The sequence below is a fragment of the Lentzea fradiae genome (assembly GCF_900100955.1).
Lineage (GTDB): Bacteria > Actinomycetota > Actinomycetes > Mycobacteriales > Pseudonocardiaceae > Lentzea > Lentzea fradiae.
Genome location: NZ_FNCC01000003.1, coordinates 464,054 through 490,578, shown reverse-complemented (window position 1 = coordinate 490,578; position 26,525 = coordinate 464,054). Strand labels below are relative to the sequence as shown.

The 26,525-nt window shown below is 70.6% G+C and carries 28 protein-coding genes and 1 pseudogene; 18 read left to right on the top strand and 11 right to left on the bottom strand.

Translation table 11 applies throughout. From position 1 onward, the window contains the following. Positions 1–332 precede the first annotated feature (332 nt). Positions 333–644: a hypothetical protein gene (locus BLT23_RS09490; protein WP_090047656.1), complete on the top strand. Its 312-nt coding sequence runs from the start codon at positions 333–335 to the stop codon at positions 642–644. 127 nt (positions 645–771) lie between these two features. Here BLT23_RS09490 and BLT23_RS09485 read toward each other — a convergent pair whose 3' ends face one another. The 3 genes from BLT23_RS09485 to BLT23_RS09475 all read right to left on the bottom strand — a co-directional run bounded on the left by BLT23_RS09485 (position 772) and on the right by BLT23_RS09475 (position 3,677). Beyond that, complete coding sequence (locus tag BLT23_RS09485; protein ID WP_176946663.1) at positions 772–1,332, bottom strand: LysM peptidoglycan-binding domain-containing protein; 561 nt, start codon at positions 1,330–1,332, stop codon at positions 772–774. Between the two features lie 160 nt (positions 1,333–1,492). After that, on the bottom strand, positions 1,493–2,437 hold the full coding sequence (locus tag BLT23_RS09480; RefSeq protein ID WP_245743848.1) for a C40 family peptidase: 945 nt from the start codon (positions 2,435–2,437) through the stop codon (positions 1,493–1,495). Positions 2,438–2,699: 262 nt separating this feature from the next. After that, on the bottom strand, positions 2,700–3,677 hold the full coding sequence (locus tag BLT23_RS09475; RefSeq protein WP_245743847.1) for a C40 family peptidase: 978 nt from the start codon (positions 3,675–3,677) through the stop codon (positions 2,700–2,702). A 257-nt stretch (positions 3,678–3,934) separates the two neighbouring features. On the opposite strand from BLT23_RS09475, the gene BLT23_RS09470 reads away from it, so the two are divergent. The 5 genes from BLT23_RS09470 to BLT23_RS09450 are packed head-to-tail and all read left to right on the top strand — an operon-like array spanning position 3,935 to position 8,502. Further along, complete coding sequence (locus BLT23_RS09470; RefSeq protein WP_176946662.1) at positions 3,935–4,933, top strand: ABC transporter substrate-binding protein; 999 nt, start codon at positions 3,935–3,937, stop codon at positions 4,931–4,933. 4 nt (positions 4,934–4,937) lie between these two features. After that, positions 4,938–6,143, top strand: coding sequence for an MFS transporter (locus BLT23_RS09465; RefSeq protein ID WP_218133690.1), 1,206 nt, complete (start codon positions 4,938–4,940; stop codon positions 6,141–6,143). A gap of 42 nt (positions 6,144–6,185) precedes the next feature. Continuing rightward, positions 6,186–7,166: a YCF48-related protein gene (locus tag BLT23_RS09460; protein WP_090047644.1), complete on the top strand. Its 981-nt coding sequence runs from the start codon at positions 6,186–6,188 to the stop codon at positions 7,164–7,166. Positions 7,167–7,183: 17 nt separating this feature from the next. Then, on the top strand, positions 7,184–8,101 hold the full coding sequence (gene pip, locus BLT23_RS09455) for a prolyl aminopeptidase (RefSeq protein WP_245743846.1): 918 nt from the start codon (positions 7,184–7,186) through the stop codon (positions 8,099–8,101). Continuing rightward, a complete protein-coding gene (locus BLT23_RS09450; protein WP_090047642.1) occupies positions 8,098–8,502 on the top strand; it encodes a DnaJ family domain-containing protein in 405 nt (134 codons plus the stop codon). The genes pip and BLT23_RS09450 overlap by 4 nt, the downstream gene beginning before the upstream one ends. Before the next feature lie 12 nt (positions 8,503–8,514). Here BLT23_RS09450 and BLT23_RS09445 read toward each other — a convergent pair whose 3' ends face one another. Next, positions 8,515–9,033, bottom strand: coding sequence for a lytic polysaccharide monooxygenase auxiliary activity family 9 protein (locus BLT23_RS09445; protein WP_090047640.1), 519 nt, complete (start codon positions 9,031–9,033; stop codon positions 8,515–8,517). 272 nt (positions 9,034–9,305) lie between these two features. Next, the gene (locus tag BLT23_RS09440; RefSeq protein ID WP_090047637.1) at positions 9,306–9,968 is read right to left on the bottom strand and encodes a M35 family metallo-endopeptidase; all 663 of its coding nucleotides are present in this window, start codon (positions 9,966–9,968) and stop codon (positions 9,306–9,308) included. A gap of 125 nt (positions 9,969–10,093) precedes the next feature. Between BLT23_RS09440 and BLT23_RS09435 the strand changes: the two genes are divergently transcribed. After that, positions 10,094–10,564: a redoxin domain-containing protein gene (locus tag BLT23_RS09435; RefSeq protein ID WP_218133689.1), complete on the top strand. Its 471-nt coding sequence runs from the start codon at positions 10,094–10,096 to the stop codon at positions 10,562–10,564. Here the strand turns inward: BLT23_RS09435 and BLT23_RS09430 are convergent. Next, entirely contained in the window at positions 10,554–11,567 is a 1,014-nt protein-coding gene (locus BLT23_RS09430) for an SGNH/GDSL hydrolase family protein (RefSeq protein WP_090047635.1), read from the bottom strand. The two genes, BLT23_RS09435 and BLT23_RS09430, sit on opposite strands and share 11 nt — an antisense overlap. Positions 11,568–11,925: 358 nt before the next feature. On the opposite strand from BLT23_RS09430, the gene BLT23_RS09425 reads away from it, so the two are divergent. The 3 genes from BLT23_RS09425 to BLT23_RS09415 all read left to right on the top strand — a co-directional run bounded on the left by BLT23_RS09425 (position 11,926) and on the right by BLT23_RS09415 (position 13,961). Then, complete coding sequence (locus BLT23_RS09425) at positions 11,926–12,231, top strand: HPF/RaiA family ribosome-associated protein (RefSeq protein ID WP_143035875.1); 306 nt, start codon at positions 11,926–11,928, stop codon at positions 12,229–12,231. A gap of 139 nt (positions 12,232–12,370) precedes the next feature. Then, positions 12,371–12,721: a YciI family protein gene (locus BLT23_RS09420; protein ID WP_090047631.1), complete on the top strand. Its 351-nt coding sequence runs from the start codon at positions 12,371–12,373 to the stop codon at positions 12,719–12,721. A gap of 10 nt (positions 12,722–12,731) precedes the next feature. Further along, the gene (locus tag BLT23_RS09415; protein ID WP_090047629.1) at positions 12,732–13,961 is read left to right on the top strand and encodes an RNA polymerase sigma factor; all 1,230 of its coding nucleotides are present in this window, start codon (positions 12,732–12,734) and stop codon (positions 13,959–13,961) included. On the opposite strand, the gene BLT23_RS09410 is transcribed toward BLT23_RS09415, so the two are convergent. Further along, a complete protein-coding gene (locus BLT23_RS09410; RefSeq protein ID WP_090047627.1) occupies positions 13,869–14,414 on the bottom strand; it encodes a copper resistance CopC family protein in 546 nt (181 codons plus the stop codon). The genes BLT23_RS09415 and BLT23_RS09410 overlap by 93 nt on opposite strands. 56 nt (positions 14,415–14,470) lie before the next feature. Then, a pseudogene (locus BLT23_RS09405) lies at positions 14,471–15,517 on the bottom strand (MFS transporter); the annotation flags it as partial. A 256-nt stretch (positions 15,518–15,773) separates the two neighbouring features. On the opposite strand from BLT23_RS09405, the gene BLT23_RS09400 reads away from it, so the two are divergent. Together BLT23_RS09400 and BLT23_RS09395 are read left to right on the top strand one after the other, a co-directional pair. Then, the gene (locus BLT23_RS09400) at positions 15,774–16,172 is read left to right on the top strand and encodes an ATP-binding protein (RefSeq protein WP_090047623.1); all 399 of its coding nucleotides are present in this window, start codon (positions 15,774–15,776) and stop codon (positions 16,170–16,172) included. A gap of 82 nt (positions 16,173–16,254) precedes the next feature. Next, positions 16,255–16,656 (top strand): ATP-binding protein, encoded by a 402-nt coding sequence (locus tag BLT23_RS09395; RefSeq protein WP_143035874.1) that lies wholly within the window; start codon positions 16,255–16,257, stop codon positions 16,654–16,656. On the opposite strand, the gene bla is transcribed toward BLT23_RS09395, so the two are convergent. After that, positions 16,649–17,557, bottom strand: a complete 909-nt coding sequence (gene bla, locus BLT23_RS09390; protein ID WP_090047620.1) for a class A beta-lactamase — start codon at positions 17,555–17,557, stop codon at positions 16,649–16,651. The genes BLT23_RS09395 and bla overlap by 8 nt on opposite strands. A gap of 92 nt (positions 17,558–17,649) precedes the next feature. On the opposite strand from bla, the gene BLT23_RS09385 reads away from it, so the two are divergent. The 6 genes from BLT23_RS09385 (at position 17,650) to BLT23_RS09360 (ending at position 24,666) form a co-directional block, all read left to right on the top strand. After that, on the top strand, positions 17,650–19,029 hold the full coding sequence (locus BLT23_RS09385) for an extracellular solute-binding protein (RefSeq protein WP_090047618.1): 1,380 nt from the start codon (positions 17,650–17,652) through the stop codon (positions 19,027–19,029). After that, the gene (locus BLT23_RS09380) at positions 19,022–19,888 is read left to right on the top strand and encodes a carbohydrate ABC transporter permease (RefSeq protein WP_090047616.1); all 867 of its coding nucleotides are present in this window, start codon (positions 19,022–19,024) and stop codon (positions 19,886–19,888) included. Before BLT23_RS09385 ends, BLT23_RS09380 begins: the two co-directional genes overlap by 8 nt. Further along, the gene (locus BLT23_RS09375; protein WP_090047615.1) at positions 19,885–20,706 is read left to right on the top strand and encodes a carbohydrate ABC transporter permease; all 822 of its coding nucleotides are present in this window, start codon (positions 19,885–19,887) and stop codon (positions 20,704–20,706) included. The genes BLT23_RS09380 and BLT23_RS09375 overlap by 4 nt, the downstream gene beginning before the upstream one ends. Beyond that, positions 20,706–21,680: an ABC transporter ATP-binding protein gene (locus BLT23_RS09370; protein ID WP_090047613.1), complete on the top strand. Its 975-nt coding sequence runs from the start codon at positions 20,706–20,708 to the stop codon at positions 21,678–21,680. Before BLT23_RS09375 ends, BLT23_RS09370 begins: the two co-directional genes overlap by 1 nt. A gap of 4 nt (positions 21,681–21,684) precedes the next feature. Beyond that, positions 21,685–22,371 (top strand): phytanoyl-CoA dioxygenase family protein, encoded by a 687-nt coding sequence (locus BLT23_RS09365; protein ID WP_090047611.1) that lies wholly within the window; start codon positions 21,685–21,687, stop codon positions 22,369–22,371. A gap of 267 nt (positions 22,372–22,638) precedes the next feature. Further along, positions 22,639–24,666 carry a tetratricopeptide repeat protein gene (locus BLT23_RS09360; protein ID WP_090047609.1) on the top strand — a complete coding sequence of 676 codons (2,028 nt, stop codon included), beginning with the start codon at positions 22,639–22,641 and terminating at the stop codon, positions 24,664–24,666. A 12-nt stretch (positions 24,667–24,678) separates the two neighbouring features. On the opposite strand, the gene BLT23_RS09355 is transcribed toward BLT23_RS09360, so the two are convergent. Further along, on the bottom strand, positions 24,679–25,227 hold the full coding sequence (locus BLT23_RS09355; protein WP_090047607.1) for a DUF4232 domain-containing protein: 549 nt from the start codon (positions 25,225–25,227) through the stop codon (positions 24,679–24,681). An 84-nt stretch (positions 25,228–25,311) separates the two neighbouring features. After that, complete coding sequence (locus tag BLT23_RS09350) at positions 25,312–26,487, bottom strand: SGNH/GDSL hydrolase family protein (protein WP_090047605.1); 1,176 nt, start codon at positions 26,485–26,487, stop codon at positions 25,312–25,314. Between the last annotated feature and the right edge of the window lie 38 nt (positions 26,488–26,525).

Below are 26,525 nucleotides of genomic sequence, written 5' to 3'. Positions count from 1 at the left end.
GAGCTGGTTGGCAGGGCTGAGCTGAGTTGGCCGGGCTGAGCTGGGCTGGCCGGGCTGAACCAGGTCGGCGGGGCGAGTGGGACGGGCCGGTCAGGCAGCCCCAGTACCCGGTGCCCGTCGCCAGTGCCCGTCCCCGGCGCCCAAATTATCCAGCACTGGTCCACTCACCCCAGTTCCGAGCCGCGTCCACTCCACCTGCTCCCACCAGCGAAAACATCCCCAACTCCTTCCGTCGCCGAGGTCGTTCGACCCTCAATCAGGCGAGAAGTGGTTGAACCCGCCCCGTCCCGGGAACACCGAACGAGTTTTGTTTCCTGATGTGAGGGGCCGACATGCTCGAAGTGACGCCGATGGCTGCCGAGGTCATCAACGAGCTGACGTCGCAGACCGAGGCACCGAGCGACGACGTGGGCCTGCGTTTCGCGCTCGCCGCCGACCAGAACAGCCAGGCCGCCCTGGAGCTCTCGCTCAGCGAGGCGGCTGACGGGGACCAGGTGGTGGCCGCCCCCTCCGGGGCCAAGGTCATCCTGGAGCCCGCCGCGGCCCAGTACCTCGACGACAAGGTGCTCGACGTGCGTCAGGACGACGAGGGCAACCCGGCGTTCGCCATCGCGCGCCAGGAGCCGGGCCAGCCGGGCCTCTGAGCAGCGGGTCGCGAGGAGCAGCGGGCCCGCGAGAACGGGCCTGAGCAGCGGGACCCGGAAGCGCGGGTCCGGCGCAAGACGTGCCGGACGGGCCGGTCCCCAGCGTCGCGGACCGGCCCGTCGCGGTTCACGGAATGGTGAGGACCTGGTCCGGGTGGATGAGGTCCGGGTTGGAGATGCCGTTGGCGGCGGCGATCTCGCCGTACCGGTTGCCGTCGCCGTAGAAGCGTTCGGCGATCGCCCAGAGGGAGTCGCCGCTCTGCACGCGGTAGGTCTGCGCGGCCGGAGGGGCCTCCTGCGCGGGCTCCGGGGCGGGCTCGGGAGCCGCCGGTGCCTCGGGCACGGCCTGCGGGGAGTCGGTGTTGGTGCCGGTCGCCCACTTGGCGCCGCCGTCGCCGCCGACCACGACGAGGTTGCGGTCGTCCTGAAGGACCAGGCGCGCACCCTGGTTGCCCTCGGTGCCGCTCGCCCAGACCGGGGTGTTGTCGTCGGCGTAGAGCACGAAGTTGCCGTCGTCCTGCATCGCGGCGCGGACGGCGCCCTTGCCGTCGGTGCCGGTGGCCCACACGACCCCGGAGTTCTCCTCGAGGACCAGGTTGCCGTCTTCCTGCAGCGTCAGCCGGTAGCCGTTGGCGGTGGTGAGCTGCTGGCCGCGGGTCAGCTCCTGCCCGGCTTGCAAGGTGTCCAATGAACGCTCCACTTCGAAACCGCGGCACCGGGTGGTGCCCGGAGCGGAACGTAGTGAAGGCGGACCCGGCTCGCCCGGCCACGAGGACAGGTGCACACGGGCGAGTGAAACCAGAACGCCCCCTGCCCGGAAGGCAGGGGGCGTCACGACCGGAACGAGGTCAGCCCTCGATGCGGCGGATGACGGAGATCGGGCCGATCGAGTCGATGTCGGCGATCTTCACCGGCACACCCTCGGTCGACGCGTGCACGGCGCGGATGCCGTCCACGGCCATCGCCACGTGGGACTGGCTCGAGTAGTAGACGATGATGTCGCCCGCCTTGACCTCACCGCGGCTCACCGAGCGGCCGGCGGCGGCCTGCGCGTAGCTGGTGCGGCCGATGGACACGCCCGCGGAGCGGTACGCGGCCTGGATCAGCGACGAGCAGTCCCACGAGTTCGGGCCGTTGGAGCCGTAGACGTAGGGCTTGCCGATCTGGTTGAGGGCGAACTGCAGCGCCGCGCCCGCGGTGCCCGCGGGCACCGAGATGTTCGACGTGTCGCCGACCTGGGCCATCTGGCTGCGCACCGCCGCGCTCAGCGACCGGTACTGGGCCTGCGCCTCGCTGAGCTGCTTGTCGAGGTCGGCCTTCTTCTGGTCGATCTCGGCGAGCAGCTTCTTCGACGCCTCGGTGGCGTCGTTCGCCGTCTTCGTCGCGGTGTCGGCCTGCTCGACGGCGTCGGTGAGCCTCTTCAGCGCGTCGGCGTTGTCGGCCGCGAGGATGTTGATGGCCGACATGCGGTTGAGGAAGTCCTGCTGCGAGTCGCTCACCAGCAGCGCGGAGATCTGGTTGAAGCGCGCGCCGGAGTAGGTGGCCTCGGTGAGGAGGTCGACCTGACCGCGCAGCGACTCCTCGGCCTTCTGGGCCTCGGACAGGTCGTTCTTGGCCTTGTCCAGCTCGGCCTGCTTGGCGGCGAGGTCGTCCTGCGCCTTCAGGTGGTCCTGGTTGAGCTTGGACGCCTGCTCGGACAGCTCGTTGTACTTCTTGAGCGCGTCGTCGGCCGAGGGCTGTGCGTTGGCAGCGGACGTGGGCAGCGTGGCTGCGACGACAGCCGCCGTCGCCACGAACGCTCCACGCGCGGTACGGCGTGAGGTGTGCGACACCACGTCGCGGGTCCTCCTTTTTCCTGGCGGCCGCCGCGCGAGAGCTACTGCGCGTGAGGCGGCAACCGTGGCGTGTGCCCCGAGTGGGTTAACTGCTGGGCCGAAGGTCTCGGACAGGTTACGGAACGAGCTGATGTTCGTCCAGCACCGGCGTCCCAGCAGTTGTCAGCCCGCACGTTCTCACAGTCACCCATGTGGGTTTATCGCGGGGTGGAGACACCGGTCACCCCACGACGCGGCGGATCACCGAGATGGGCCCGATCGAGTCGATGTCGGCGATCTTCACGGGCACGCCCTCGGTCGACGCGTGCACGGCGCGGACGCTGTCCACGGCCATCGCCACGTGCGACTGGCCCGAGTAGTAGATGATCAGGTCGCCGGGCGCGACCTCGCCGCGTCCCACCCCGCGCCCGACCTTCGCCTGGTCGTAGGTGACGCGCGGGATCGACACGCCGGCCGCCCGGTACGCGGCCTGCATCAGCGACGAGCAGTCCCACGAGTCGGGGCCGTTGGAGCCGAAGACGTAGGGCTTGCCGCGCTCGCCCAGCGCGAAGTTGAGCGCCACGCCCGCCGCGCCGGCCGCCGCGGGCACCGACACCGGCGACTTGTCACCGGGTGCCGCGAGCGTCTGCTTCTGCGGGGCGGACAACGTCTGGTACTTCGTCCTGGCGGCGGTGACCTGCTGGTCCATGGCCGCCTTGCGGGCGGCCACGTCCGCGGCGTGCTTCTCGGCCGCGCTCGCGGCCGCGGTCGCGTCGGACCGCGCCTTCCGCGCGGCGGTCAGCGTGGCGTCCAGGCGCGCCACCGCCTCGTTCTGGTCGGCGGCGATGATCGTCATCGCCTGCATCCGCTCCAGGAAGTCCTGCTGGGACGACGCGGTGAGCAGTGCCGACACGTTGTTGAACCGCGCGCCCTCGAACGTCGCCTCGGTCAGCGTGTCGACCTGGCCGCGGAACCGCTCGGACTCGGCCAGCGCCTGCCGCTCCGCCTCGGTCGCGGCGCCCGCGGCCGAGTTCGCGGCGGCGAGGTCGCCCTGGGCCTTGAGGTGGTCCTGGGAGAGCTGCTCCGCGTGGTGCGTGAGCTCGGTGTACTCCTTCAGCGCGTCGGTGGCGGGCTGGGCGTGTGCCGAGGGCATCGACACCACCGTCGCGGCGATCACGGCGGCGAAGGCGGTGGTGCGGGCAGCGCGATGGCCGGGCACGCGGCCTCCTCACGGTCGGGGATGCGTCTGGGGAGGCGTACGGCCGAACGGGCGCCTGGGTTCAGCGCCGGAGCCGCCCGGTCCCCCCGGAAAGGGGCGACCAGGCGCGTTGTCGCTGGCCCGAGCCTTGGAGTCGGCGGCTGGTCTGCTGCGCGCCGTCACCGGCCCGTCTCACCGGGTGATGTGCCACCCGGCCTGTCCGGTTGCTCCGGATGGCTTGCTAGGTTAGGCAAGGCTAATCTCAGGAGGTGGACGGATTGCGCAGGACAGTCGCCGCGGTTCTGCTGCTCGGCTTGGTCGCCGGGTGTGGCGGTAACACGGACACGACCGCAGAGCAGGGAAGCGGTCAGTGGTCCTTCAAGGACGACCGCGGCAAGGAGGTCACCGCGCCGGAGCGGCCCCAGCGCGTCGTCGCGCAGGTGTCCGCCGCGGGCGCGCTGAAGGACTTCGGCATCGACGTCGTCGGCACGTTCGGCCCGCTCAAGCGCGCGGACGGCACCACCGACCCGGAGGCGGGCAGCATCGACCCGAGCAAGGTCACCGACGTCACGGGGCCCGGCTACGGCGAGATCGACTTCGAGAAGTTCGCCGCGCTCGACGCGGACCTCGTGGTCGCGGGCTACTACCCGGAGGTCACCGGGCTCTGGCACCTCACGGCCGAGTTCGAGGAGAAGGTGCTCAAGGTCGCCCCGACCGTCGGCATCGGACAGTCGAAGATCAAGCTGCCGGAGGGCATCAAGCGCTTCCAGGAGCTCGCGAAGTCGCTCGGCGCGGACACCGAGTCGGCGAAGGTGAAGGCCGACGAGGAGGCGTTCACCAAGGCCGCGGAGCGGCTGAAGGCCGTCGGCGCCAAGATGACGGCCGCGAACCAGAAGATCCAGGTCGTCGCCGGCGACCCGAAGCTCTTCTACGTCGCCGTGCCCGCCCGCAACCCCGACCTCGACTGGTACGCAAGCGAGCTCGGCCTGCCGCTGTTCACCCCGGAGAACCCCGACGCCGAGGGCGGCGGCTACTTCCAGTCGCTGTCGTGGGAGAACTCCGCCACCTACAAGGAGCACGTGCTCATGTGGGACACCCGCCAGCACGTGCTCGACCCGGAGAAGATGAAGGAGGGCCACCCGGTCTTCCAGAGCCTCCCCGCGGTGCAGGCGAACCGGTTCGTCGAGTGGAACGCGGTCGCCCCGCTGAGCTACTCCTCCTACGCGGCGATCATGAACAAATTGGCTGACCAGCTCGAAGAGGTGTTGGCACGATAGCCGTGTGCTGACGCTGCTGAAGAAGAACGGCCCGTTGCGCGTGCTCGTCACCGCACGGGCCGTTTCCGTTGTGGGGGACGCTCTCAGCCTCGTCACACTGATGGTGCACGTGCAGTCGATCCTCGGGAAGGCCGTCGCGGTGGCGGCGCTGCTGCTGGTGGGCGACTTCGCACCGGCGTTGCTCAGCCCGCTGACCGGGGTCGTCGGCGACCGCTTCGACCGCCGCACCGTCATGATCGTCTGCGAGGTCGCGCAGGCCGCGTTGCTCGCGGTCATCGCGTTCACCCTGCCGCCACTGCCGGTCCTGCTCCTGCTCGTCGGGCTGCGGGCGGTGGTCGGTCAGGTGTTCGTCCCCGCGTCGCGGGCCGCCGTGCCGAGCCTCGTGGCCGACAGGGACCTCGGGCAGGCGAACACCGCGCTCGGGCTGGGCTCCAACAGCGCCGACGTGTTCGGGCCCTTCCTCGCGGCGGTGCTGCTGACGTTCCTGGACACCAGGGGCGTGCTGCTCGTGGACGCGGTCTCGTTCCTGCTGTCCGCGCTGCTGTTGCTGCGGCTGCGGCTGCCGAGACTCCTCGTGTCAGCCGAGCCGGGGGAGGGCGTGTTCGCCGACGCACGGGCCGGGCTGGCCGAGATCTGGCACAACCGCGCGTTGCGGGTCATCTTCATCGGTTTCTGCGGTGTCGTGGCTTGCACGGCCATCGACGACGTCGCCGTGTTGCAGCTGACGATGGTGTCGTTCGGCGGGTCGGAGAGCACGGCCGGCGTGGTGCTCGGCGCGGTCGGGATCGGCCTGCTGGCCGGGTATGCGTTGCTGGCCAGGGGATCGGCGCAGTGGAGCATGGTGACGCTGCTCGTGACGGGGTTCGTGATCAGCAGCGCGGGCAACATGCTCACCGGCTTGGCATGGGGCGTGGCGGCGGCGTTCGCGCTGCAGGCCGTGCGCGGGCTGGGGATCGCGGCGATGGACGTCGCGCACAGCACGCTGATCCAGCGCCTCGTGCCCGCGGACCGGACCGGCCGGGTGTTCGGCAACTTCTACGGCGGGATCGGTGTGGCGGCGGCGGTGTCGTACATCGGCGGTGGCCTGCTGCTCGACGCCGTGGGACCGGAGCTGACGTTCCTGCTCAGCGGTGGTGCCGGGGTCCTGGTCGCCCTGTGGGCGTTTGCCGCGGCGCGGTCGAGGGGTGTTGAGTGGGCACCTGCCTCTTGAGGGGAGAAGAAGGCGATGTGGGGGAAACGCATTGCTGCACTTGTGGTTCTGGTGCTCCTGACCGGCCTGACCACCTCCGCCGCGCACGCAGGGACGGGCGTCGTGCCCGCGTCGACGTCGTGGACGTCCGCTGACCGCGGCTGGGTGCTCGGCCTCGACACCCTGTGCCAGACCGCGAACTGCCCGCAGCTCGTCCGCACGACCGACGGCGGCACCACTTGGACGCGGGTGAGGACCCCGGCGCTCACAGTGCCCGGGGCCGGTCGGTTGCGGGTGGTCTTCGCGAGCGACACCACGGGCATGGTGACCGATGGCGAGCAGCTGTTCGTCACCAACGACGGCGGCACGCGCTGGACGTCGTCCGGCGTCAAGGGAACCGTGGGAGCACTGGGGTTCGACAACGCCGCGTTCCTCGCGGTGATCCACGACGGCACGGCGTCGCGGCTCTACCAGCGCGAGCTGTGGTCCGGTTCGTGGCAACCGGTTCCCGGCGTCGAGGTGAAGGGCGCGGCGTCCGGGTCGATCGCCGCGGGCCACGTCTCGTTGTCCGTGCCGTTCCAGGAGAACCGGTACTGGACGCGGGGACTGGTGAGCTGGCGGGAGGAGGTGCCGCCGTGCACCGCCGAGTCGGCCACCCGCCTCGGCACGGCCGGTGGCGACCGCTATGCGTTGTGCAGCTTCGACCCCGGCTTCGGGAACATGACGAAGGAGCTGCGCAAGGCCACGCCCGGCGGACCGTTCGAGACCATCGGCGTGCCACCGCGCGAAGGCATCACCACCGGCTTCGCGGTGTCGGCGGGAACGGCGCTCGTGGCCGCGGCCGGACGCGACCTCTCGTTCATGCACCGGGGTTCGGCGGGCAAGTGGGACACCCCGCTGACGCTCGGCGGACCCGCGTTCGAGGACCTGGCGTTCGCCGACGAGCAGCACGCCACGCTGGTCCGCGGCGGCCCTGGTCAGGAGTTCGCGCAGGTCCTGCGGTCCGCGGACGGCGGCCTGACCTGGAAACCGGTCGGCGTCTAGATCGGTAGGCTGGCACCGTGGAGCCTTACGAACACGGCATGCTCGACGTCGGCGACGGCAACCAGGTCTACTGGGAGACCGTCGGAAACCCCGGCGGCAAGCCCGCCGTGTTCCTCCACGGTGGCCCGGGCGCACCGTCGAAGGGCGCCCGCAAGGCACTCGACGCCGAGAAGTTCCGCCTGGTGATCTTCCACCAGCGCGGCGCCGGCCTGAGCACCCCGCACGCGAGCGACCCGGTCGCGGACATGGGCGTCAACACGACCGGCCACCTGATCGCGGACATGGAGCAGCTCCGCGAGCACCTCGGCATCGAGAAGTGGCTGGTGTACGGGGGTTCCTGGGGCACCACCCTCGGCGTCGCCTACGCCCAGCGCCACCCGGAGCGCGTCTCCGAGATGATCCTCGTCGCGGTCACGCTGGCGTCCACCCGTGAGCTGGAATGGCTCTACCGCGGCGTTTCCCGGTTCTTCCCGGAGGCGTGGGCCCGGTTCAGCGCCCACGCCGGCGACGCACCGGACCTCGTGCGCGCCTACGCGGACCTGATGGAGAGCCCGGACCGCGCCGTGCGGGAACAGGCCGCGCTGGAGTGGGTGCGGTGGGAGGACACCGTGCTGTCGCTGGAAGACTTCGGCGGCAAGAACATCTTCGCCGACCGCGCCTCCGACGACGTGCTCGCACTGGTGCGGATCATCGCGCACTACTACGCGAACAACGGCTTCGTCGACGACCTGCTGGCACACGCGGACAAGCTCGCGGGCATCCCGGCAGCACTCATCCACGGCCGCCGCGACCTGAGCTGCCCCGCCGACACGGCCTATGCGCTCGCGCAGGCGTGGCCGGACGCCGAACTGACCCTTGTGGACGACAGCGGTCACAAGGGCAGCCCGGCGTTCAACGAGGCGATCCGGTCCGCCGTGAGGAGGTTCTCCCCGTGACGCGACGGAAACCGCCCGGCATGGGCTTCGAGTCGTGGATCGACAGGCAGATCCGCGAGGCCCAGGAACGCGGCGAGTTCGACGACCTGCCCAGCGCCGGCAAACCGCTGTCCGGCGCGGGCACGCCGCTCGAAGAGGACTGGTGGATCAAGCGGAAGGTCAGGGAGGAAGAGGGCAGTGCAGGGCTGCCCCCTTCCCTGGTGCTGCGCAAGGAGGCCGAGACCGCCAGGGCCAGGGCCCTGGCGGCCGCCACCGACGACGAGGCCCGCGCGATCATCGAGCGGGTGAACGCGAAGATCCTCGACGCACTGCGGAAGCCGTTGTCCGGTCCGCCGTTGAACCTCATGCCGTTCGACGTCGACGCACTGGTGCGTGAGCGGAAGGGGACCTCACGCGCCTAGCAGCTGGTCAGGTCAGCTCGCGTTGATGTCGACGCAGGAGTAGAAGGCGTTGGCCGTGTCACCGATGTTCCACACGGCGAGCACCTTGTGCCGTCCGGCCGATCCCACGTTGACCGTGTGCGACACGGTGGCCGGAGGCTGCTGGTTGTTGCCGCTGAACGTCGCGACCTTGCGCCCGTCCACGAAGTAGTCGTAGTCACGCGTGCGGTGGCGTGCGGTGAACGTCCAGTTGAACGTCACCGACCTGCCCGTGTTGTGGACCTTCCATCCCTTGTTGTCGTTGCTGAGCACCGAGAAGTGCGACAGGTTGGCGTGGCAGCTCTGCAGGCCCTTGGGTCCCTCGACCGACTGCGGCTCCCACTGGATCGCCCCGCAGTCCTTCACGACACCGCTGGCGCACTGCGCCTGACGGCTGGCGGGCGAGGACACGTAACCGTGCGCGAACGCCGTGCCGCTGGGGAGCGCCACGACGAGCAACGGGGCAGCGAGAACGCCGGCCATGGAGGCCGCGACCCTGCGTCCAATCTTCATGGGACTTCCTTTGCCTTGATGTGCTTGTGGTGCGTGGACATCGCGGCGGCGGTTGAAGGTCTAGACCATACCGCGCGTAATCGCCGATGCACAAGACGTGTCGGACGCGCACGGCTGGTCGTGTCGGTGTTCGCGGTTGCGCTGATCGGCTGAGATCCCGGTCCTGCTCGAGAAGACCGGCGACGCGAACCACGCCAGCCTGATCGCGACGATCTCCAGGAAGTGGCCATCGGCCACAGGCCCGCCGCGGAGGTGCCGGTGGGGACCGGTGGTCATGCCAGCGGCGGGGTGTTCTCGGCGAAGTACTCGTAGTTGTCGGCGTTCACGACGGCGCGGTCCGGGTTGGTCCTGGCCAGCTCCAGGCAGTCGTCCTGGCCGTACTCGATGTCCTGGCTACCGCCGTTGACCCTGAAGTGGGTCGCCTCGTGGACCAGGGTGCCGGCCTGGGAGTCGGTGCCGGTGGGCTCGCTCTGCCAGAACACGCGGCAGAGGTAGATGACGCCGAACCGGTCCGGGTAAACGTAGGCGTGCACGTCCGGGTAGGGGCAGGTGGTGCAGTCGTAGACCATGCTCATGAAGTCGTTGTGGGAGAGGTTCGTGAAGACCGTCTGGACGAACGCCTTCCGGTTTGCGCTGTACTGGCCGAACCAGGCGGTGTACCTCGGGGTGTTGCCCGACACCTTCTTGAGGTAGGTGTTGGCCTCGGTGACGTAGCCGTTGGCCGCTTCCGCCGCGGACACGACCGCCTTCTGCTGGTCGCTCGTGCAGCCGATGAAGTGCGGGTCTTGGACGGCTGTCGCTTGCGCGGTTCGACTCTCCGTGACCGCGGGTGCCGGGGTGACCTCGGGTCCCGGGGTGGCGCCGGCGGCAGGGGCCACGCCGGTGAGGACGGCGAGGGCGAGTGCTGTGGAGGTGAGGACATGGCCGAGCTTCATGATTTTCCTTTGCCGAGGTGAGGTTTTCGGTGCGCCGGGTGGCCACCGGCGGATCTGGCACTGGCGCACCCTGCTGAACCGCGGCGGGTGTGGGGCCGTAGGCCCTGGCAGGAGGTGAGGAGCGGATGCGCGTCCTCGTGCTGCTGCTGGGGTTCCTGTTGCTCTCCGGGTGTGCGGAGAAGGCGCCGCCGCCGGAGAAGTTCCAGTTCACCGCCAAGACGTTGGACGGGGCGGAGCTGCGCGGGGACAAGCTCGTCGGGCAGCCCGTGGTGTTGTGGTTCTGGACGCCGTGGTGCCCGTCCTGCAACGCCGAGGCGCCGCTGGTCGCGAAGATGGCCGCGCGGTATCCCAAGGTGCAGTTCGTCGGTGTGGCGGCGCAGGACGAGCTGGCTGCCATGAAGAAGTTCGTGTCCGACCACGGGATGGACGCGTTCCCGAGCCTGGCCGACCTCGACGGGGAGGTGTGGCGGCGCTTCGGGGTGACGGCGCAGCCCACGTTCGCGTTCGTGCGGCCGGACGCCTCTGTCGAGCTGCTCGTCGGTTCACCTGCCGAGGAACAGCTCGACGCGAGGATCTCTTCGTTGGTCAGCGGGTGAGGGCTTTTTCGATCGCGGTGGCCACGTGCTCCGCCTGGATGTCACGGCCCTTCTCGTTGGGGTGCGCGAACCAGGGGATCTGTTCGAGCCGGGAGGGCTCCAGCACCCCGCCGATGCCCCGGTTGGCGCCGTCGCAGGCCGTGTTGCTCCCGGTGACGCCGTAGAGGTCCACGAAGTCGTTCTCGGAGTCGGCGGCTGCCTTCTTCATGAGGTCGTTCAGCCGCTTCTGCACCTGGTCCAGGACCGGCAGGGCGTCCGCGGGGATGTCGGCGAACGGCCGTTCCGTCTGGCCGGGAGCCGGAGTTCGGCAGAGGGCCGTGTTCTCCGGCACGAGGCGGGGGTAGCCGACCAGGACGAGCTTGGCGGGCGAGAAGAACTCCACGCGGTCGAACAGGTTCTCCAGCTCGAACTCGATCTGGGAGAACCTGTCGTCCAGCCAGTCTTTCCCATAGCCATCGGTGAAGAAAGCCGCGCATTGGCCGGCCGGTGAGTCCGCGTCCACCGGTTCGCCGGGCGCGATCTGTTCCGATGCGTTCCGGAGCTGGTCCGAGCACTGCTTGAGGATGGCGGAGAAGCCCAGCGTGTTGCCGCCGATGCTGCCCACGGCCAGCTGGGTGTCGTGCTTGAGCGCGTCCTGCTGCGCCGGCACCTCTCCCATGTTGAAGGGCAGATGCTGTTCCCTCCAGAAGTGCTCGAGGAGTGCGCCTCCGCAGGAGACGTCCGACTGCACCTTCAGCGGGACGCCCTTGTTCGCCAAGCGCCGGGTGGCGACGGCGGGGTAGTTCTCCGTCGCCTGGAAGCACAACATCCTGGGCTCCCCCATGTCGTTCACGGGAGAGATGCCGAAGTTCGCGGTGTAGGAGTCGCCGAAGAAGACGGTGGGCGCCGGATCGGCGGGTGCCGCGGTGGCGGTTCCCGCCGGGACGGTGAGGGCCAGGCAACTGCCCAGTGCGACGGCCGCGGCGGCGAGTCGCCGTGGCCGGGGTGCTGTCTTCGTGCGCATGGCCTGTCGTGCCTTTCGTCGTGCTCTGGAATGAAGAGCGGCGAAGTCGGAACACTCTGTATCCACGCACATGCGCAGTGTGACGGCCTGGTGTGTGCTCCTATCGGACGAAGCAGGTCAACCCCTGTGCGTGACCCGCAGCGGAACGGCCTCCGCGCGGTGAAGAAGCGGGTCGTGAACCGCTCGCCGACGCATCGGCCGGGGGAACGGCCCGACACGAAGGTCTTCTCTTCGGCGGCACAGGTTTGAAGATCGGATCACCGGGAAAAGGACCCTGTGCAGTCAGGACCAACGCCTGGTTCGGCACTGCTGTCGGAACCGTAGTGTCGGACCGGCCGCGTGGCGGTGCCGCGTGGCCATGAGGAGGCTGTTGTCGATGGACTACATCCAGGTCTCGCTCGGGCTGGACGTCCCTGAGGAGGCTCGGGACTACGCGTCCGAGCGCATCGGCTCGCTGGACTTCTTCGCCCCCTGCCGGGTCGACTTCGCGTGGGTCAGCCTGACGTCGGACAGGACCGTGATCCACGCACACGCCCGGTTCGACCTCAAGTGGGACGAGGTGCAGGCGTACGCGGAGGCCGGGACCGCCACGGAGGCGATCGACCTCCTGCGCGAGCGGTTGCGGCGCCAGCTGGTCTCGCTGAGGCTCACCACCGTGAGCTGAGCCCCGTCACCGCCCGGACCCGGATCGGCCTTCCGAAGTGATCCGGGTCGTCGTGCTGTCCAGGCCGGGTGGACGAGACCATGTCGTGGTTGTCGAAAAGGGCGGGCCCCGTTCGTACAAGGGGTGAAAGGAGACCACCATGACGCAGCAGTACCTGCTCAGCATCTACCAGCCCGACGGTGACGCGCCCCCGCCCGAGGTGCTCGACCCGATCATGGCGAACCTCGCCGCCCTGAACGACGAGATGCGCGCGAAGGGGGCCTGGGTGTTCGCCGCCGGCCTGCACCCGCCGTCGACCGCGACCGTGCTGACGGCGAAGGACGACGAGGTGCTGATGACGGACGGGCCGTTCACCGAGGGCAGGGAGCACATCGGCGGCTTCACCGTCATCCGGGCCGCGGACCTCGACGAGGCGCTGGAGTGGGGCCGCCGGCTGGCCCTCGTGCTCACGCCCCTGTCGGTCGAGGTCAGGCCGATCGCGACCGGTTGAGCCCGGCCAAGTGATCGAGGAGGTCTTTCGCGCGGAGTACGGCCGCGCGGTGTCCGTCCTGACCCGCGTCCTCGGCGACCTCGACCTCGCCGAGGAGGCGGTGCAGGACGCCTTCGCCACGGCCATGCTCCGGTGGCCGGTCGACGGGGTGCCGCCCTCACCCGCCGGCTGGATCATCACGACGGCCCGCAACCGCGCCGTTGACCGGCTGCGCCGCGAGACCAAGGGGCACGAGAAGCACGCCCAGGCAGCGGTGCTGCGCGGGGAGTCCGAACCGGAGGAGGTGGGGGACGTGCCGGACGACCGGCTGCGGCTGATCTTCACCTGCTGCCACCCTGCACTGGCGGCGCAGGCCAGGGTGGCGTTGACGCTGAAGCTGCTCGGCGGGCTGTCCACGGCCGAGATCGCCAGGGCGTTCCTGGTGCCGGAGGCCACGATGGCGCAGCGGATCGTGCGGGCCAAGGGCAAGATCCGCGCGGCCCGCGTCCCGTACCGGGTGCCGCGCGACGCCGACCTGCCCGACCGGCTCAAGGCCGTGCTCGCCGTCGTCTACCTCATCTTCACCTCCGGCTGGCCTGACCGGCGGGCGCTGAGCGACGAGGCCGTGCGGCTCGGGCGGGTGCTGGCGGAGCTGATGCCCGACGAACCGGAGGTCTGGGGACTGCTCGCGCTGATGCTGCTCGTCGACTCGCGCCGGGAGGCCCGGCTGCGCGACGGGGAGATCGTCCTGCTCGCCGACCAGGACCGGGCGCTGTGGGACGCGGACCTGGTGGCGGAGGGCCAGGACCTCGTGCGCCGCTGCCTGCGCTGGAACCGGCCCGGCCCGTACCAGGTGCAGGCCGCGATCAACGCCGTGCACAGCGACCCGCCGACCGACTGGCACCAGGTCGTGGCGCTCTACGACCAGCTGATGGCGATGGCGCCGAGCCCGGTCGTGGCACTGCACCGGGCCGTCGCGGTGGCCGAGACCGAGGGGCCGGAACGGGCGCTCGCCCTCGTCGACGCGCTCGACCTCGACCGCTACCACCTGTTCCACGCGGTGCGGGCCGACCTGCTGCGGCGGCTGGGCGAGGACCCGAGGGCGGCGCTGGAGGCCGCGCTCGGCCGGACGGACCACCCGGCCGAGCGCGACCTCCTGCGCGCACGGCTACGCCTGGCGGCGGCGGACCAGCAGGACCGCGCCGACGGCGACCACCAGGGCGAGCGCGATCCACACCCAGATCCACCCGGACCCGCCTGACCCCTGGCCGGTCTCCGCCGCCCGGGCCGCGGTCGTCGTCACCGGCACCGACGAGGTGACCGCCGCCGGGGACGAGGTCGGCGCGGCGACGTTCATCGTGAACGAGAAGGTGCCCTCGACGACGTCGCCGTCCTCGGACTTCGCCTTCCACGCCAGCGTGTGCGCACCGGCCTTCATCGCCGTGGTGTCGAACTTCGCGGTGATCGTCCTGTCGACGGCGGCGGACTCGGTCATCGGCCACTTGGCGCCGTCCGGTCCCGTGATGGTGACCGCGGCGTCGTCCGGCAGGCTGATGACGTCGCTGAACGTCAGCTCGACCTGCGGAGGAGGGGCGTCGAGTGCCGCGCCGGACGCCGGGTTGCTGCTCCTGAGCTCGGCGTGGGCCTGCGCGGGGACGGCCGCGGCCGTCACGGCGAGCAGTGCCAGCACGACCGCGCTGAAGAAACGCCTCATGCGCGCAGAGTAACGGGATGTGAGCGTTTCGAAACAGTCCCGGCGAGACCGGAACGTCAAGCCGGGACGTTCGGCCGCGCCCCGCCGGCGGGCACCAGCGCCAGCCCGGTCGCGAGCAGCGCTGCCACCCCGGCGGCGCCCACCGCCACGAGCGGGTCCACCAGGCGCAGCAGTTCGCCCAGCGCGGGTGCGACCACGGCCGTCAGCCCGACGGTGCCGCAGACTAGACCGGCGACCAGGCCCTGGCGCCGCGTCCCCGCCGCGAACGTGGCGGTCGCGGCGAACCCGGTTCCGCCGAGGCCCGTGCCGACCGCCGCCACCAGGGACCCCGCCGCGGCCACGAGCAGCGACGGCGCGACCGCCAGCAGCACGTACCCGGCCAGCGCGACCGGCGCGCCGATCTTCATCAGCAGGCCGGGTGGCGGCTTCAGCAACGGCACGAGCACACCCTGCGTGCCGACGAGCCCGACGGTCGTGACCGCGGCCACCACTGCGGCCACGCCCGCCGTGCCGGCGGCGGGCCCCAGCCGTTCGCTCATCACCACGATGATCGTGACCTGCGCCAAGACGAACGCCAGGTGCAGCAGGAACCCGACGCCGAAGGCCGGCAGCGCCTCCGCCGGCCGGATCCGCGCCGGGAGGTCACCGGAAGGGCCGGGCTGGAGGACGACCAGCAGCACGGCCGCGACGACCACGACGACGACCGGTGCGACGTAGAGCGGCATGGCCAGCGACACGGCGGCCAGGGCGCCGCCCGCCAGCGGGCCGAGCGCCGAGCCCACGTCGGACGCCGCGCCGAACAGGCCGACCGCGCCGGTGCGCCGGTCCTCGGCGGAGGTGCCCGCGACGGCGAGCGCGGCGACCGGCAGCACGGCGAGGCCCGCGCCCACCAGGACGCCCCGGAACAGCAGCACGGCCGCCACCGCGGGGCCGTGGGACAACGTCCCGTCACTCGCGAACGTCACCGCGACGCCGAACCCGATGAGGCCGGTCGCACCGAGGGCGAGGCCGCTGACCAGCACCGTCCGCAGCCCGGCGAGGTCGGTCAGAAGTCCCCACGGCGGACATGCGAGGGTCAGTGCGACGGCGCTGACGGTCAGCGGCCAGGCCGAGCTGGGCGGTGGTCAGTCCGGCGTCGTCGACGAGGACCGGGAAGATCGGCGTCAGCAGCTGCCGGCTGGCGGCGACCGCCAGCAGCGCCAGGAGCAGGGCTGCGAGACTTCTGGGCACTCGTGTCCCCCGGGAATGGCGACGGAGCGGAGAGGGTATCCCGGGATTTTTGTGGTTCGAAGAGGTGGTTTGGTGGGTGATGTACTCGGGTAACCCGCCCCGGGACTGATCATCTGAGCGAGGAGCGGTTTGGCGCGCGACCAGGCAGCGGAGACGGGCGGAACGGCGGCCGACCTGCCACTGGGCAGGCATCGTCCGTCGCTCGCGGCTGTCCGCCGCTGGGTGCGGCTGGAGCTGGCCCGGGAGGACACCGACGCGGTGGCGGACGTGCTGCTGGTGGTGAACGAGCTGGTCAGCAACGCCTACCGGTACACGTCGGAACCGTCGTTCCTGCGTGTCGTCGTGGAGCGGAGCAAGATCCGGATCGAGATCGCCCACGACGCCCGCGCGCATCCGCCGTTGCGCAAGGTCTCCCGTCCGCAGCGGGGCTACGGCCTGGTCCTGGTGGCCAGGCTGTCCGAACGCTGGGGCGTGGACAGGGCGCACGGCGGGACCGTGGTCTGGGCCGTCCTCCCGAGGGTGACGTGAACGGAGTTCGGTGGGGTTTGAACGCCGGTTCGCCGGGTATGGGAACACCTGCCTTGAACAGACAGGGCGCTGGGAGAGGCTGATGGGTATCGCAGGACGGTCCGGGGAACGACTGGACCTCGTCCTACCGGAGGGGGTGCTGCCGCTCGCGGACGTGCGGGCGGAGGTGCGCGACCTCCTGCAAGGGATGCACGAGAACGTGGTGGTCGACGTGCTGGTCGTCGCCACGGAACTCGTGAGCAACGCGTATCACCACGCCGCTCCGCCGCGGCGTGCCCGTGTCCTGCGCCTCCCGGAACGGGAGGTCGTGCGGGTCGAGGTCGACGACGGGACGCCGGGGCGCTTCCCGCAGCTCGGCCGGATGGGGTTCCGCGGCCGTCGGCAGCGCGGGTTGCTGCTGGTGAACGGACTGGCACAGGTGTGGGGCCACAACCGGCTCCCCGACCTCAAGACCGTGTGGGCGGACGTGTCCACGGTCAGATGAGCGTCTTGAGAACGTAGGCCGCCGCCTCCGCGACGAGCGCCTCGTCGTACCCGGCGTCCGCCGCCGCCCTGCTGGACATGACCGCCACCAGGACCGGCTCGCGACCGGGCGGCCACACCACCGCGATGTCGTTGACCGTGCCGTACCCGCCGGTACCGGTCTTGCCGGCGACCCTGCTTCCTGCCGGCGCCCCCGCCCGCACGCGCTTGGCGCCGGTGACCGAGCGTTCCAGCAGATCGGTGAGGAAGGCCCGCTTCTCCGGCGGGAGCGCGTCGCCGAGCACGAGCCGCCGGTAGTCGGTGCCGAGTGACCGCGGGGTCGCGGTGTCCCGCGGGTCGCCGGGGACGGCCGAGGTGATGTCCGGCTCGATCCGGTCCATCCTCGTCACGGTGTCGCCGAGCCCGCGCAGGTACGCCGTGAGCTCCGCGGGCCCACCGGCCTCGCGCAGCAGCAGGTTGCCCGCCGTGCCGTCGCTGTGGCGGACCGCCGCGTCGCACAGGTCGCGCAGGGTCATGCCGGTCCGGACGTGCTGCCGGGTGATGGCCGAGCTCTTCATGAGGTCGGCCTCGGTGTAGGTGACGACGGTGTCCAGGTGCGTCATCGGGTGGTGGTGCAGGACCGCGGCGGCGGCCAGGCCCTTGAACGTCGAGCAGAACGCGAACCGTTCGTCGGCCCGGTGCTCGACCGTCCTGTCCCCGCCGGCCGCGAAGACGCCCAGCCGTGCGTCGAACTTCTTCTCCAGTTCGGTCAGCGCGTCGTGGTGCACGGGTGCGGCGGTGGTCGTCGTGGTGGCGGTCGTCGTGATGGTCGTGGTCGACGGTGACGTGGCCGGTGGGGGAGTCGCGCAGCCGGCGAGGGGCAGCAGGGCCAGGGACTTCAGCACGGCGCGTCGATCGGTCACAGGATCACCGTATTCGAGGTTGTGGCGCGGGTGGCGCGGTGCCAGGTTGGAGGTTGGCGTGCCGGTTGGTCCTCTGGGTGGGGAGATCACGGATGCGGCGGACAACGACGTTCGGGCTGCTCGCGGTGTGCGGACTGGTGGCGGGGTGCCTGGGGCAGCCCCAGCAGCGTGAGCAGGACAGAAACGCGGATGCCACGGAGTTCACCCTGACGATCGTCGCCAACGCGGTGGCGGGCGGGAAGAACTCGCGCGGGGCGAACTGGCTGCGGAACTGGGTGATCCCCCGGTTCACCGAGCTGCAGAAGGCGAAGGGCGTCACCGCGACGATCGAGTTCGAGCAGAACGGCGCGGGGGACGAGGACTACAAGACCAAAGTCGCGCTGGACCTCAAGACGGGCGGTGGCGGCGACGTCGTCGAGATCGACGGCATCTGGCTGGGCGAGCTCGCCCAGGCCGGTCAGATCCGGCCGCTCGCCGACGTCGTCGGGAACACCGACTGGGACGGCTGGGAGCAGATCCCGGACGCCGTGCAAGGGCTCGGCGAGTTCGAGGGCAAGCGGTACGGCGTGCCGATGGGCACCGACGGACGCGTGCTGTTCTACAACAAGAAGCTGTTCGCGCAGGCGGGGCTGCCCGCGAACTGGCAGCCCCGCGGTTGGCAGGACGTGCTCGACGCGGGCGCGAAGCTGAAGACGTTGCCGGGCGTGACACCGATCCAGCTCAACGCCGGCACCGCGATGGGCGAGGCCACGACGATGCAGGGCGTGCTGCCCGTGCTGGCGGGCACCGGGAAACCCGTCTACGACAACGGGAAGTGGCAGGGCGACTCGGCCGAGCTGAAGGACGTGCTCGGGCTCTACGAGAAGATCTACGGCGGCGGGCTCGGCGATCCCGTGCTGCAGCAGGAGGCCAAGGGCCGCGACCGGTCGTTCCAGCTGTTCAGCGAGAACAGGATCGGCGTCCTGCTGGAGGGCGACTACTTCTGGCGTTCGGTCGTCGAGCCGCGCAACGGCGTGGCGAAGATGCCCGACCGCGACACCGCCGTCGGCTGGGCGCTGGTCCCGGCGCGGCAGCCCGGTGCGGGCGTCGGCGGGCAGGACTTCGTGAGCATGTCCGGCGGCGGTGTCCGCGTGATCAACCCGAACACGCGGTATCCCAGGCAGGCGTGGGAGTTCTTGCGGTTCCTCAACTCCGCGGAAGCGGTGAAGGAGTCGCTCGCGGGCACCGCGCAGCTCACCCAGCGGCAGGACGTCAACGACGAGGTGCTCGAAGGCGACCCGATGCTGACGTTCGTCGCCGAGAAGGTCCTGCCGATCACGCGTTACCGGCCGGGTCTCGCCGACTACCCGAAGGTGTCGGCGGCGCTGCAACAGGCGACAGCGGACGTCGTGGCGGGCAAGAGCCCGGACGAGGCCGCCCGCGCGTACCGGGCGGCGCTGGTGAGGGCGGTCGGCGAGGACAACGTTGGATAGCGCGGGCCTCGGTGTCCGCCGCGCGGCGGCGTTCGTCGCTCCGGCGTTGCTGCTGATCGGTGTCTTCCTGGTCTTCCCCGCGCTGTGGACGCTGTACATCGGCATCACGAACTACCAGCTGACCGGGCCCGCGGCGGCGAACCCGAGGGTGGTCGGGCTGGACAACGTCCTGAACGCCGTGCGTGACCCGTTGTTCACGAACTCGGTGTGGCTGACGGCGTTGTTCGTGCTCGGCTCGGCGGTGATCGGGCAGAACGTGCTCGGCTTCGGCCTCGCCTGGCTGCTCCGGACCGTGCGTCCCTCGCTGCGGCGCACCGTCGAGGGGCTGGTGCTGCTGTCGTGGATCCTGCCGGGCACGGTCGTGGCGTACCTGTGGTTCGCGGTGCTGAGCCGCGACACCGGCACGCTCGGGATGCTGCTCGGCTCGCCGCAGACCGCGTGGCTGGTGCAGTACCCGATGACCAGCCTGATCGTGTTCAACGTCTGGCGCGGCACGGCGTTCTCGATGCTGCTCTACACCTCCGCGCTGGCCGCGGTGCCGCCCTCGCAGCTGGAGACCGCGCGGCTGGCCGGTGCGTCGGGATGGCAGACCGTGCGGGACGTGGTGTTCCCGCACATCCGCGGGCACGTGCTGACGAACACGCTGCTCATCAGCCTGTGGACGGCCAACGACTTCACGCCGTTCCTGCTCACCGCGGGCGGGCCGAACCACCAGTCCGAGGTGCTGCCGGTGCTCATCTACCGGCAGGCGCTGGAGAGCGGGCAGCTCGGCTACGCGTCCGCGATGTCGCTGCTGTTGCTGCTCGGCAACCTGGTGATCGCGCTGGTGTACCTGAGACTGCTGCGGAGGCGCGCGTGAGTCCTCTGTGGATGGTCCGCCGGATCGGCTTCTACGTGCTGGTCGCGGTGGTGATGGCCTTCTTCGCGGTGCCGATGCTGTGGCTCGCCTCCGCGCCGTTCGACTCGAGACCCGGCCTCGGGCTGCGGTGGCCGGACTGGACGCTGGACAACGTCACGGCCACGTTCGACCACCCGTACGCGCTGACGTCGTTGGTGAACTCGCTGGTGCTGTGCGTGATCGCGACCGTGGTCACGACGGTCCTGGCCGCGCTCGCCGCCTATGCCCTGTCGCGGGTGCGGATACCCGGCCGGGACCTGCTGCTGTACCTGCTGTTGCTGCTGTCGAGCGTCGTGACCGGCACGGCCGCGATGGTGCCGATCTTCGTGATGATGCTGCAGCTCGGCCTGATCAACTCGCAGTTCGGCACGGCGCTGGTGATCGCGGGCGGCATGCTCCCGGCGGCGATCTTCATCCTGAAGGACTTCATGGACGCCGTGCCGCGATCGTACGAGGAGTCCGCGCGCGTGTTCGGCGCCTCCCCGCGCCAGGTGCTGGCCCACGTCGTGCTGCCCGTCGCGCGGCCCGGCGTCGCGACGATCTTCGTCTGGGCGTTCGTCAACGCCTGGGGCAACTTCCTGCTGCCGTTCCTGCTGCTGCGCGACGTCGGCGCGCAGCCCGCCGCCGTGCTGCTGCGGACCCTGTACGACGAGGGCGGCAGCGCCAACCTGACGGTGATCCCGGTGTTCTCGCTGCTGTACTCGATCCCGGTGGTCGTGCTGTACCTGTTCGTCAACAGGCGGTACGGCTTCCGGTTCCACGGAGGGATCAAGAGCTGATGGCGGGCATCACCGCGCGCGGCCTGTCCACCGTCTACCCCGGTGGGGTCCGTGCCGTCGACGAGCTGGACCTGGAAGTCACCGACGGCGAGCTGTTCGCCCTGCTCGGCCCGTCCGGCTGCGGCAAGACGACGCTGCTGCGTACCATCGCGGGCCTCGAAAGCGCCTCGGAGGGCACCGTGTCGATCGGTTCCCGCGACGTCACCCGCCTGCCGCCCGGCGACCGCCGGGTCGCGATGGTGTTCCAGGACTACGCGTTGTTCCCGCACATGACGGTGGCGGAGAACATCGCCTACCCGCTGAAGGTGCGGGGAGCCGCCAGGTCGGTGCGCGACGAGACCGCCGCCCGCACGGCGGCGGGCCTCAGCCTGGACGGTCTGCTGGAGCGCCGCCCCGGCCAGCTCTCCGGCGGCCAGCAACAACGCGCGGCGCTCGCCAGGGCCGTCGCGGCGTCCGCCGAGGTGCTCCTGCTCGACGAGCCACTGTCCAACCTGGACGCCCGGCTCCGGCTGGAAGCCAGGACGTTCCTGAAGAAGCTGCAACGGGAACTGGCGCTGACGACGGTGTTCGTGACGCACGACCAGGCAGAAGCACTGGCGCTGGCCGACCGCATCGCGGTCATGGACGCGGGCCGCATCCGCCAGATCGGCACCCCGCGCGAGGTGTTCCAACGCCCCGCGGACACGTTCGTCGCGAACTTCATCGGCTCGACCCCCATGAACCTGGTCCCGCGCGACGCCGAGATCATCGGCGTCCGCCCCGAGTACCTGGCACCGGCTCCTTCCGGACTCTTCACCGGCACCGTGTCCATCGTGGAGAACCTCGGCGTCACGTCACTCGTGACGCTGGACTGCGGCGTCGGTTACGTGGTGCCGGAGGACGACGAGCCCGCAGTCGGCACGACGGTGACCGTGGACGCCCCACCCGCGCGCGTTCTGCGCTACGACAGGGAAACCGGCCTACTCGTGAGGTGAGCTGATGTTCCAGACCGACGGCTACGAGACGCACCAGGACCTCCTGACGCCCTCCCGGTTCGAGGCGCTGGCGGCACACTTCGAGACCAAGCTGGCCGCCCTGCCCGCCGGACGACGGCCCGAGCACATGGACGTGCCGCACCTGACCGACCCGGCCCTGTTCGAGTGGCTGCTCGACCCGGACGTGCTGGACCTCGTCGAGTCGCTGATCGGCCCGGACATCGCACTGTTCTCGTCGCACTTCATCTGCAAACCCGCCGGCGACGGCAAACCCGTGCCGTGGCACCAGGACGCCCACTTCTGGCGCGACAGCATCGATCCCGCGGGCGACGCCGTCACCGTCTGGCTCGCGATAGACCCGTCCACCACCGAGAACGGCTGCCTGCGCGTGATCCCCGGCAGCCATCTCGCCGCCGCCGAACACACCGGCACCGACGACGCGTTCTTCAACCAGGAGACGGAAGTCGACGAGTCGCGGGCCGTCGACGTGGAGCTGGAACGCGGGGCGTGCAGCGTCCACTCGGCGCTGCTGGTGCACGGCTCCCCGCCCAACCGCAGCACGCTCCGGCGGTGCGGTTACACCATGCGGTACATGCCTGCGACTGTCCGGTTCCTGGCCGGGGACCGGCACCGGATCTACCTGGCGCGGGGGCGGGACCGGGCGGGCAACGCCTACACGCCGGTGCCGTGAAAACTGTTCCACCTCGCGTAGAATCGCTGTAACGCAAGAGGATCAGGAACGAGTTCCTCTCGGAATGGTCGTTTCGTCCCCGGATCGGCGGGCTGCACGGAGGTCATCGGTTGGCCGCCGTTCCGTGAGCGGACGCTGTGCTGCGACGAGCGGAACCAGACCAATAGTCCTTGCCGATCACCATCACGGAACTCGCCGACTGCCACTGATGGCGGCGTCCGGGTTCCGCTAAGTTGCGGGTCCCACCGAGTCGACCGGAGAGCCCGCGTGAGTGTTGGTGCGCCGTCCGAGCGCGGTACGACGTCCAACCACGTCGACTCCGCCGGTGCCGCGGTCCAGGCAGGCGAGATCCGCGACGTGCATTTCCACGGTGTGCCGGACAGCGGGTCGCGTCCGGGGCTGGTGTCGACGATCGCGCCGATGGACCTCTTGCCGGGCAAGGTCTTCGGCCGTGAGCGAGTCGTGGACGACCTCGTCGAGACCGCCCGGCGCGCAGACGGTTCCCAGATAGTCCTGCACGGCACGGGCGGCAGCGGCAAGACCGCCGTGGCGCTCGCGCTCGCCGACCGGCTCGGCCGGGAGCTGCCGTGCACCAGGGTGTGGTGGGTGGACGGGTCGTCGGAGAACAACCTGTCCGCCGGGCTGCGCGAGGTGGTCTACGACGCGGACCCGCACCACCGGATCGACGAGGTCGTGCGCGCCTGGCGCGGCGAGGGGTCGGCACCGAACCTCTTGAAGCGGGCGCTCGCCGCCGTGCCCGGCGCGTGGGTGCTGATCATCGACGGTGCCGACGACCGGAGGCTGCTGGAGCAGTGGACGGCGGCCCTGCAGCACACCGCGGGCACCGTCGTGGTCACGACCAGGGACGGGAAGCCGGGCAGGTGGGGCCGCGCCCGGACGCACGAGGTGAGCTCGCTGCACGAGGAGGCGGCGGCGGAGATGCTGCAAGCGCTCGCCCCGTCCTGCGGAACCGCGGACCAGGCGCGGGAGCTGGCCCGCACGCTGGGGTACCTGCCGCTGGCGCTCCGCCTGGCCGGGAGCTACCTCAACTCGGTGCTCTCGTTGCCCACCAAGGCGGGGCTGGCCCTTCCGGACACGTTCGACCAGTACCGCGTCGTGTTCCACGAGCGCTTCCGGGAGCTCGACCGGATGCACGAGATCGGGAGCGTCCTCGCCGAGCGCCAGCTGTTGTCCCGCACCTGGGAGCTGTCGCTGGACCTGCTCGCGGACCTCGGAATGCCGTGGGCACGTCTGCTGCTGCGATGGCTCTCCTGTTTCGAGCAGGCGCCGATTCCGTGCGACATCGCCAACGCGGAGATCCTCACGCAGTCGTCGTTGTTCCACGGCATCACCGGCATGGACCTGATCCACGCCTTCGTGTGCCTGACGAACTTCGGTCTGGTGGAGCAGGTCTCCGTGCGCGACATGCGGTCGTCGTCGGTGACGACCAAGTGCTGGGCGCTCCACCCGGTGATCCGCGAGGCCAACCGGCACCAGCCCGACGTCCGGCGTGATCTGCACGGGTACCTGTCCCTCTGCTACGCGACGCTCGACGGTTACACGAGCTTCCTCTCCGCCGCCCTGCCGGAAGACCTGTCGACGTGGGCGGTGCTGAGCCCGCACTGCGAGTTCGTGGTGGAGTGGATCCACCGCGACCGGTCCCGCCTGTCGTCACCGGAGAACTGGGAGCTGCTGGGCACGAAGCTGTCGTGCGCGGCGGCGAGGTTCGCCGCGCTGTCCGGCCAGCACGAGCGCGCGGAGGCGATCTTCCGCCACGCCCTGGTCGTGCGGGTCCGGTACCTGGGCGAGAACCACCCCGAGGTCTTCGCCGTGCGCCGCGACATCGTGCTGCTGCGCTGGCGGCGGCGCCGTTCCGAACTGGCGCTCGCGGAGATCGTGCTGCTCACCGAGGACGCTCGGGCGGCGCTCAGCGAGCACGACCCGTTCACCATCGCGTGCCACCTGGACCTCGCCCTCGCCCAGGCGGAGCTGGCGGAGGCGGACGACGCGGACCGGGTCGTGGACGACTACCGGACCATCGTGCGGCTCAGCCGCGAGCTGCACGGCCGCACCGAGACCACCGCGCTGTCCGCCCAGATGAACCTGGTGACCGAGCTGGGCAGGCGGGAGGACGAGTCCTGTGTCACCGAGCTGCTCCGGCTCCTCGTGATGATCGCGGAGGTCGAGAAGGCACCCGACGTGGTGGCGCAGGTGCCTTTCCGGCTCGCGGGGCTGCGCACCGCCGTGATGAGCCTGCTGCAGAACGCCCGCGGCTGGTGCGACCCGCCGGACTGAGCACCCGCGGGCTCAGTCGAAGACCAGGACGCCCTGCGCGACCGGTTGCAGGGTGCCCACCTCGGCGTCGCTGACCTTGATCCGGCCGGGGCCGGTGACCGGCTTGCCGTCGGTGCCGACGAACCTCACCGTCGCGGGCGTCAGTCCGGGCAGCTCGGCGGTCATCTCGTCGATGGCGAACGACTTCGTGTCGTCGTCCTCGTCGAGCTTGACGCCCGCGAACGCCGTCTGGCCCGGTTGCAGGGTGATGGGCGGGCCCTCGCCGGGCACGAGCTTCCGCTCGACCGGAATGGCCACGGCCTCGCCGGCGGGGTTGGTGAAGGCGAGCTTCGGCCAGCCCTGGACCGTGATCGGCGCGGAGCCCTCGTTCGTCGCGGCGAGCAGGCCCAGGCCGGGCTTGTCCTGGAAGGTGAGCTCGACCTTGACGGCGGGCTCCTGCGGGCCGGTGGAGCTGGTGGCCGTCGTGGACGGGGGTGCGCTGTCGCTCCCGGCGTCCGAGGTGGTCGCTCCGCACGCCGTCAGTGCGGCCACGACAGCGGCGGCGAGGATGGTGACACGCATCGGCCAACCCCCTGGTGGGTCTAGTTGATCTTCACGGGAGTAGCCCCGCCAGGGGGTGGTGCAAACGCGGGCCGCCCGATCGGGTTACAGCACCGCCAGGTCCACCGCCTTCGCCATCGCCTCGAAGCCCTTGTCGCCGGGGTGGAGGTGGTCGCCCTCGTCGTAGTCGGGGCGGATCCGCTGCGGGTCGGACGGGTCGCGGATGACCTTGTCGAAGTCGACGACGGCGTCGAAGGCGGGAGCCGTGCGGATCCACGCGTTGACGGCCTGGCGCACCTCCTCCAGCTCCGCTGTGTAGCTGTACCAGCCCTTGAACGGGGTGATGGTCGCGCCGACCACCCGCAGGCCGCGGTCGTGCGAGCGCTGCGCGATCTGCCGCAGCGCGGCGATGATCTTGGCCGGGTCGGTCTGGTGCGGGGTCTGCTGGATGTCGTTGATGCCCTCGAACACGATCACCGTGCGGACGCCGGACTGGGTCAGCACGTCGCGGTTCAGGCGCGCCAGCGCGTTCGGGCCCGCCGTGCCGCCGTCGAGCAGGAGCCGGTTGCCGCTGATGCCCGCGTTGAGCACGCCCAGCCGGGTGTTCACGCGGTCGGCGAGCTGGTCGGGCCAGCGCAGGTTCGCGTTGCGCGTCGAGTTGGCGCCGTCGGTGATCGAGTCGCCGAGTGCCACGACGCTGCCGCGCAACGTGGACGTGCGAACGTCCACACCGGACACGTAGTGCCAGTTGGGGGTCTGCTCGCGGAAGGCGGCGGAGGACTCGTCGGTGGTGTGGTCGCCGTCGCGGGTGAAGTACGAGTCCTGCATCGCCAGCGCGTGGTGCGTGGCGGGACCGCCGGGTTCGGGCGTGAAGACGCTGACGAGCAGGTCGGAGTCGGCGGGGACGGTGAGCGCCACGCCATCGCTCACCACGTCGGCGCCGGGCGGGGCCGTGATCGACTGCGCGCCGCCGAACGTGAGCGTGCGCATCGTGCCGGGCAGTGCGCTGGGCGAGCCGGGACCGGCCGCGCGGGCCACGGTGACCCGTCCGAAGAACACCGGTGTGCGGCCGTAGGCGTTGGAGAGCCGGACGCGGATCTCCTTGCCTCCCGCGCTGACGTGCACGATGTTGCGGATCGAGAAGTTCGGGTAGCCGTTCTCGTTGCCGGGCAGGGCCGAGGAGGGAGCGGTGGCCCACGTGCCGACCCACCGCGGTGCCGCGGCCTGCGCGGGGGAGGCCGCCGCTACGAGCAACGCCACTGCCAGCAGAAAGCGCGTCATGCACTCGACCATGGCAGCGCGCGGACGCGGGCGCCATC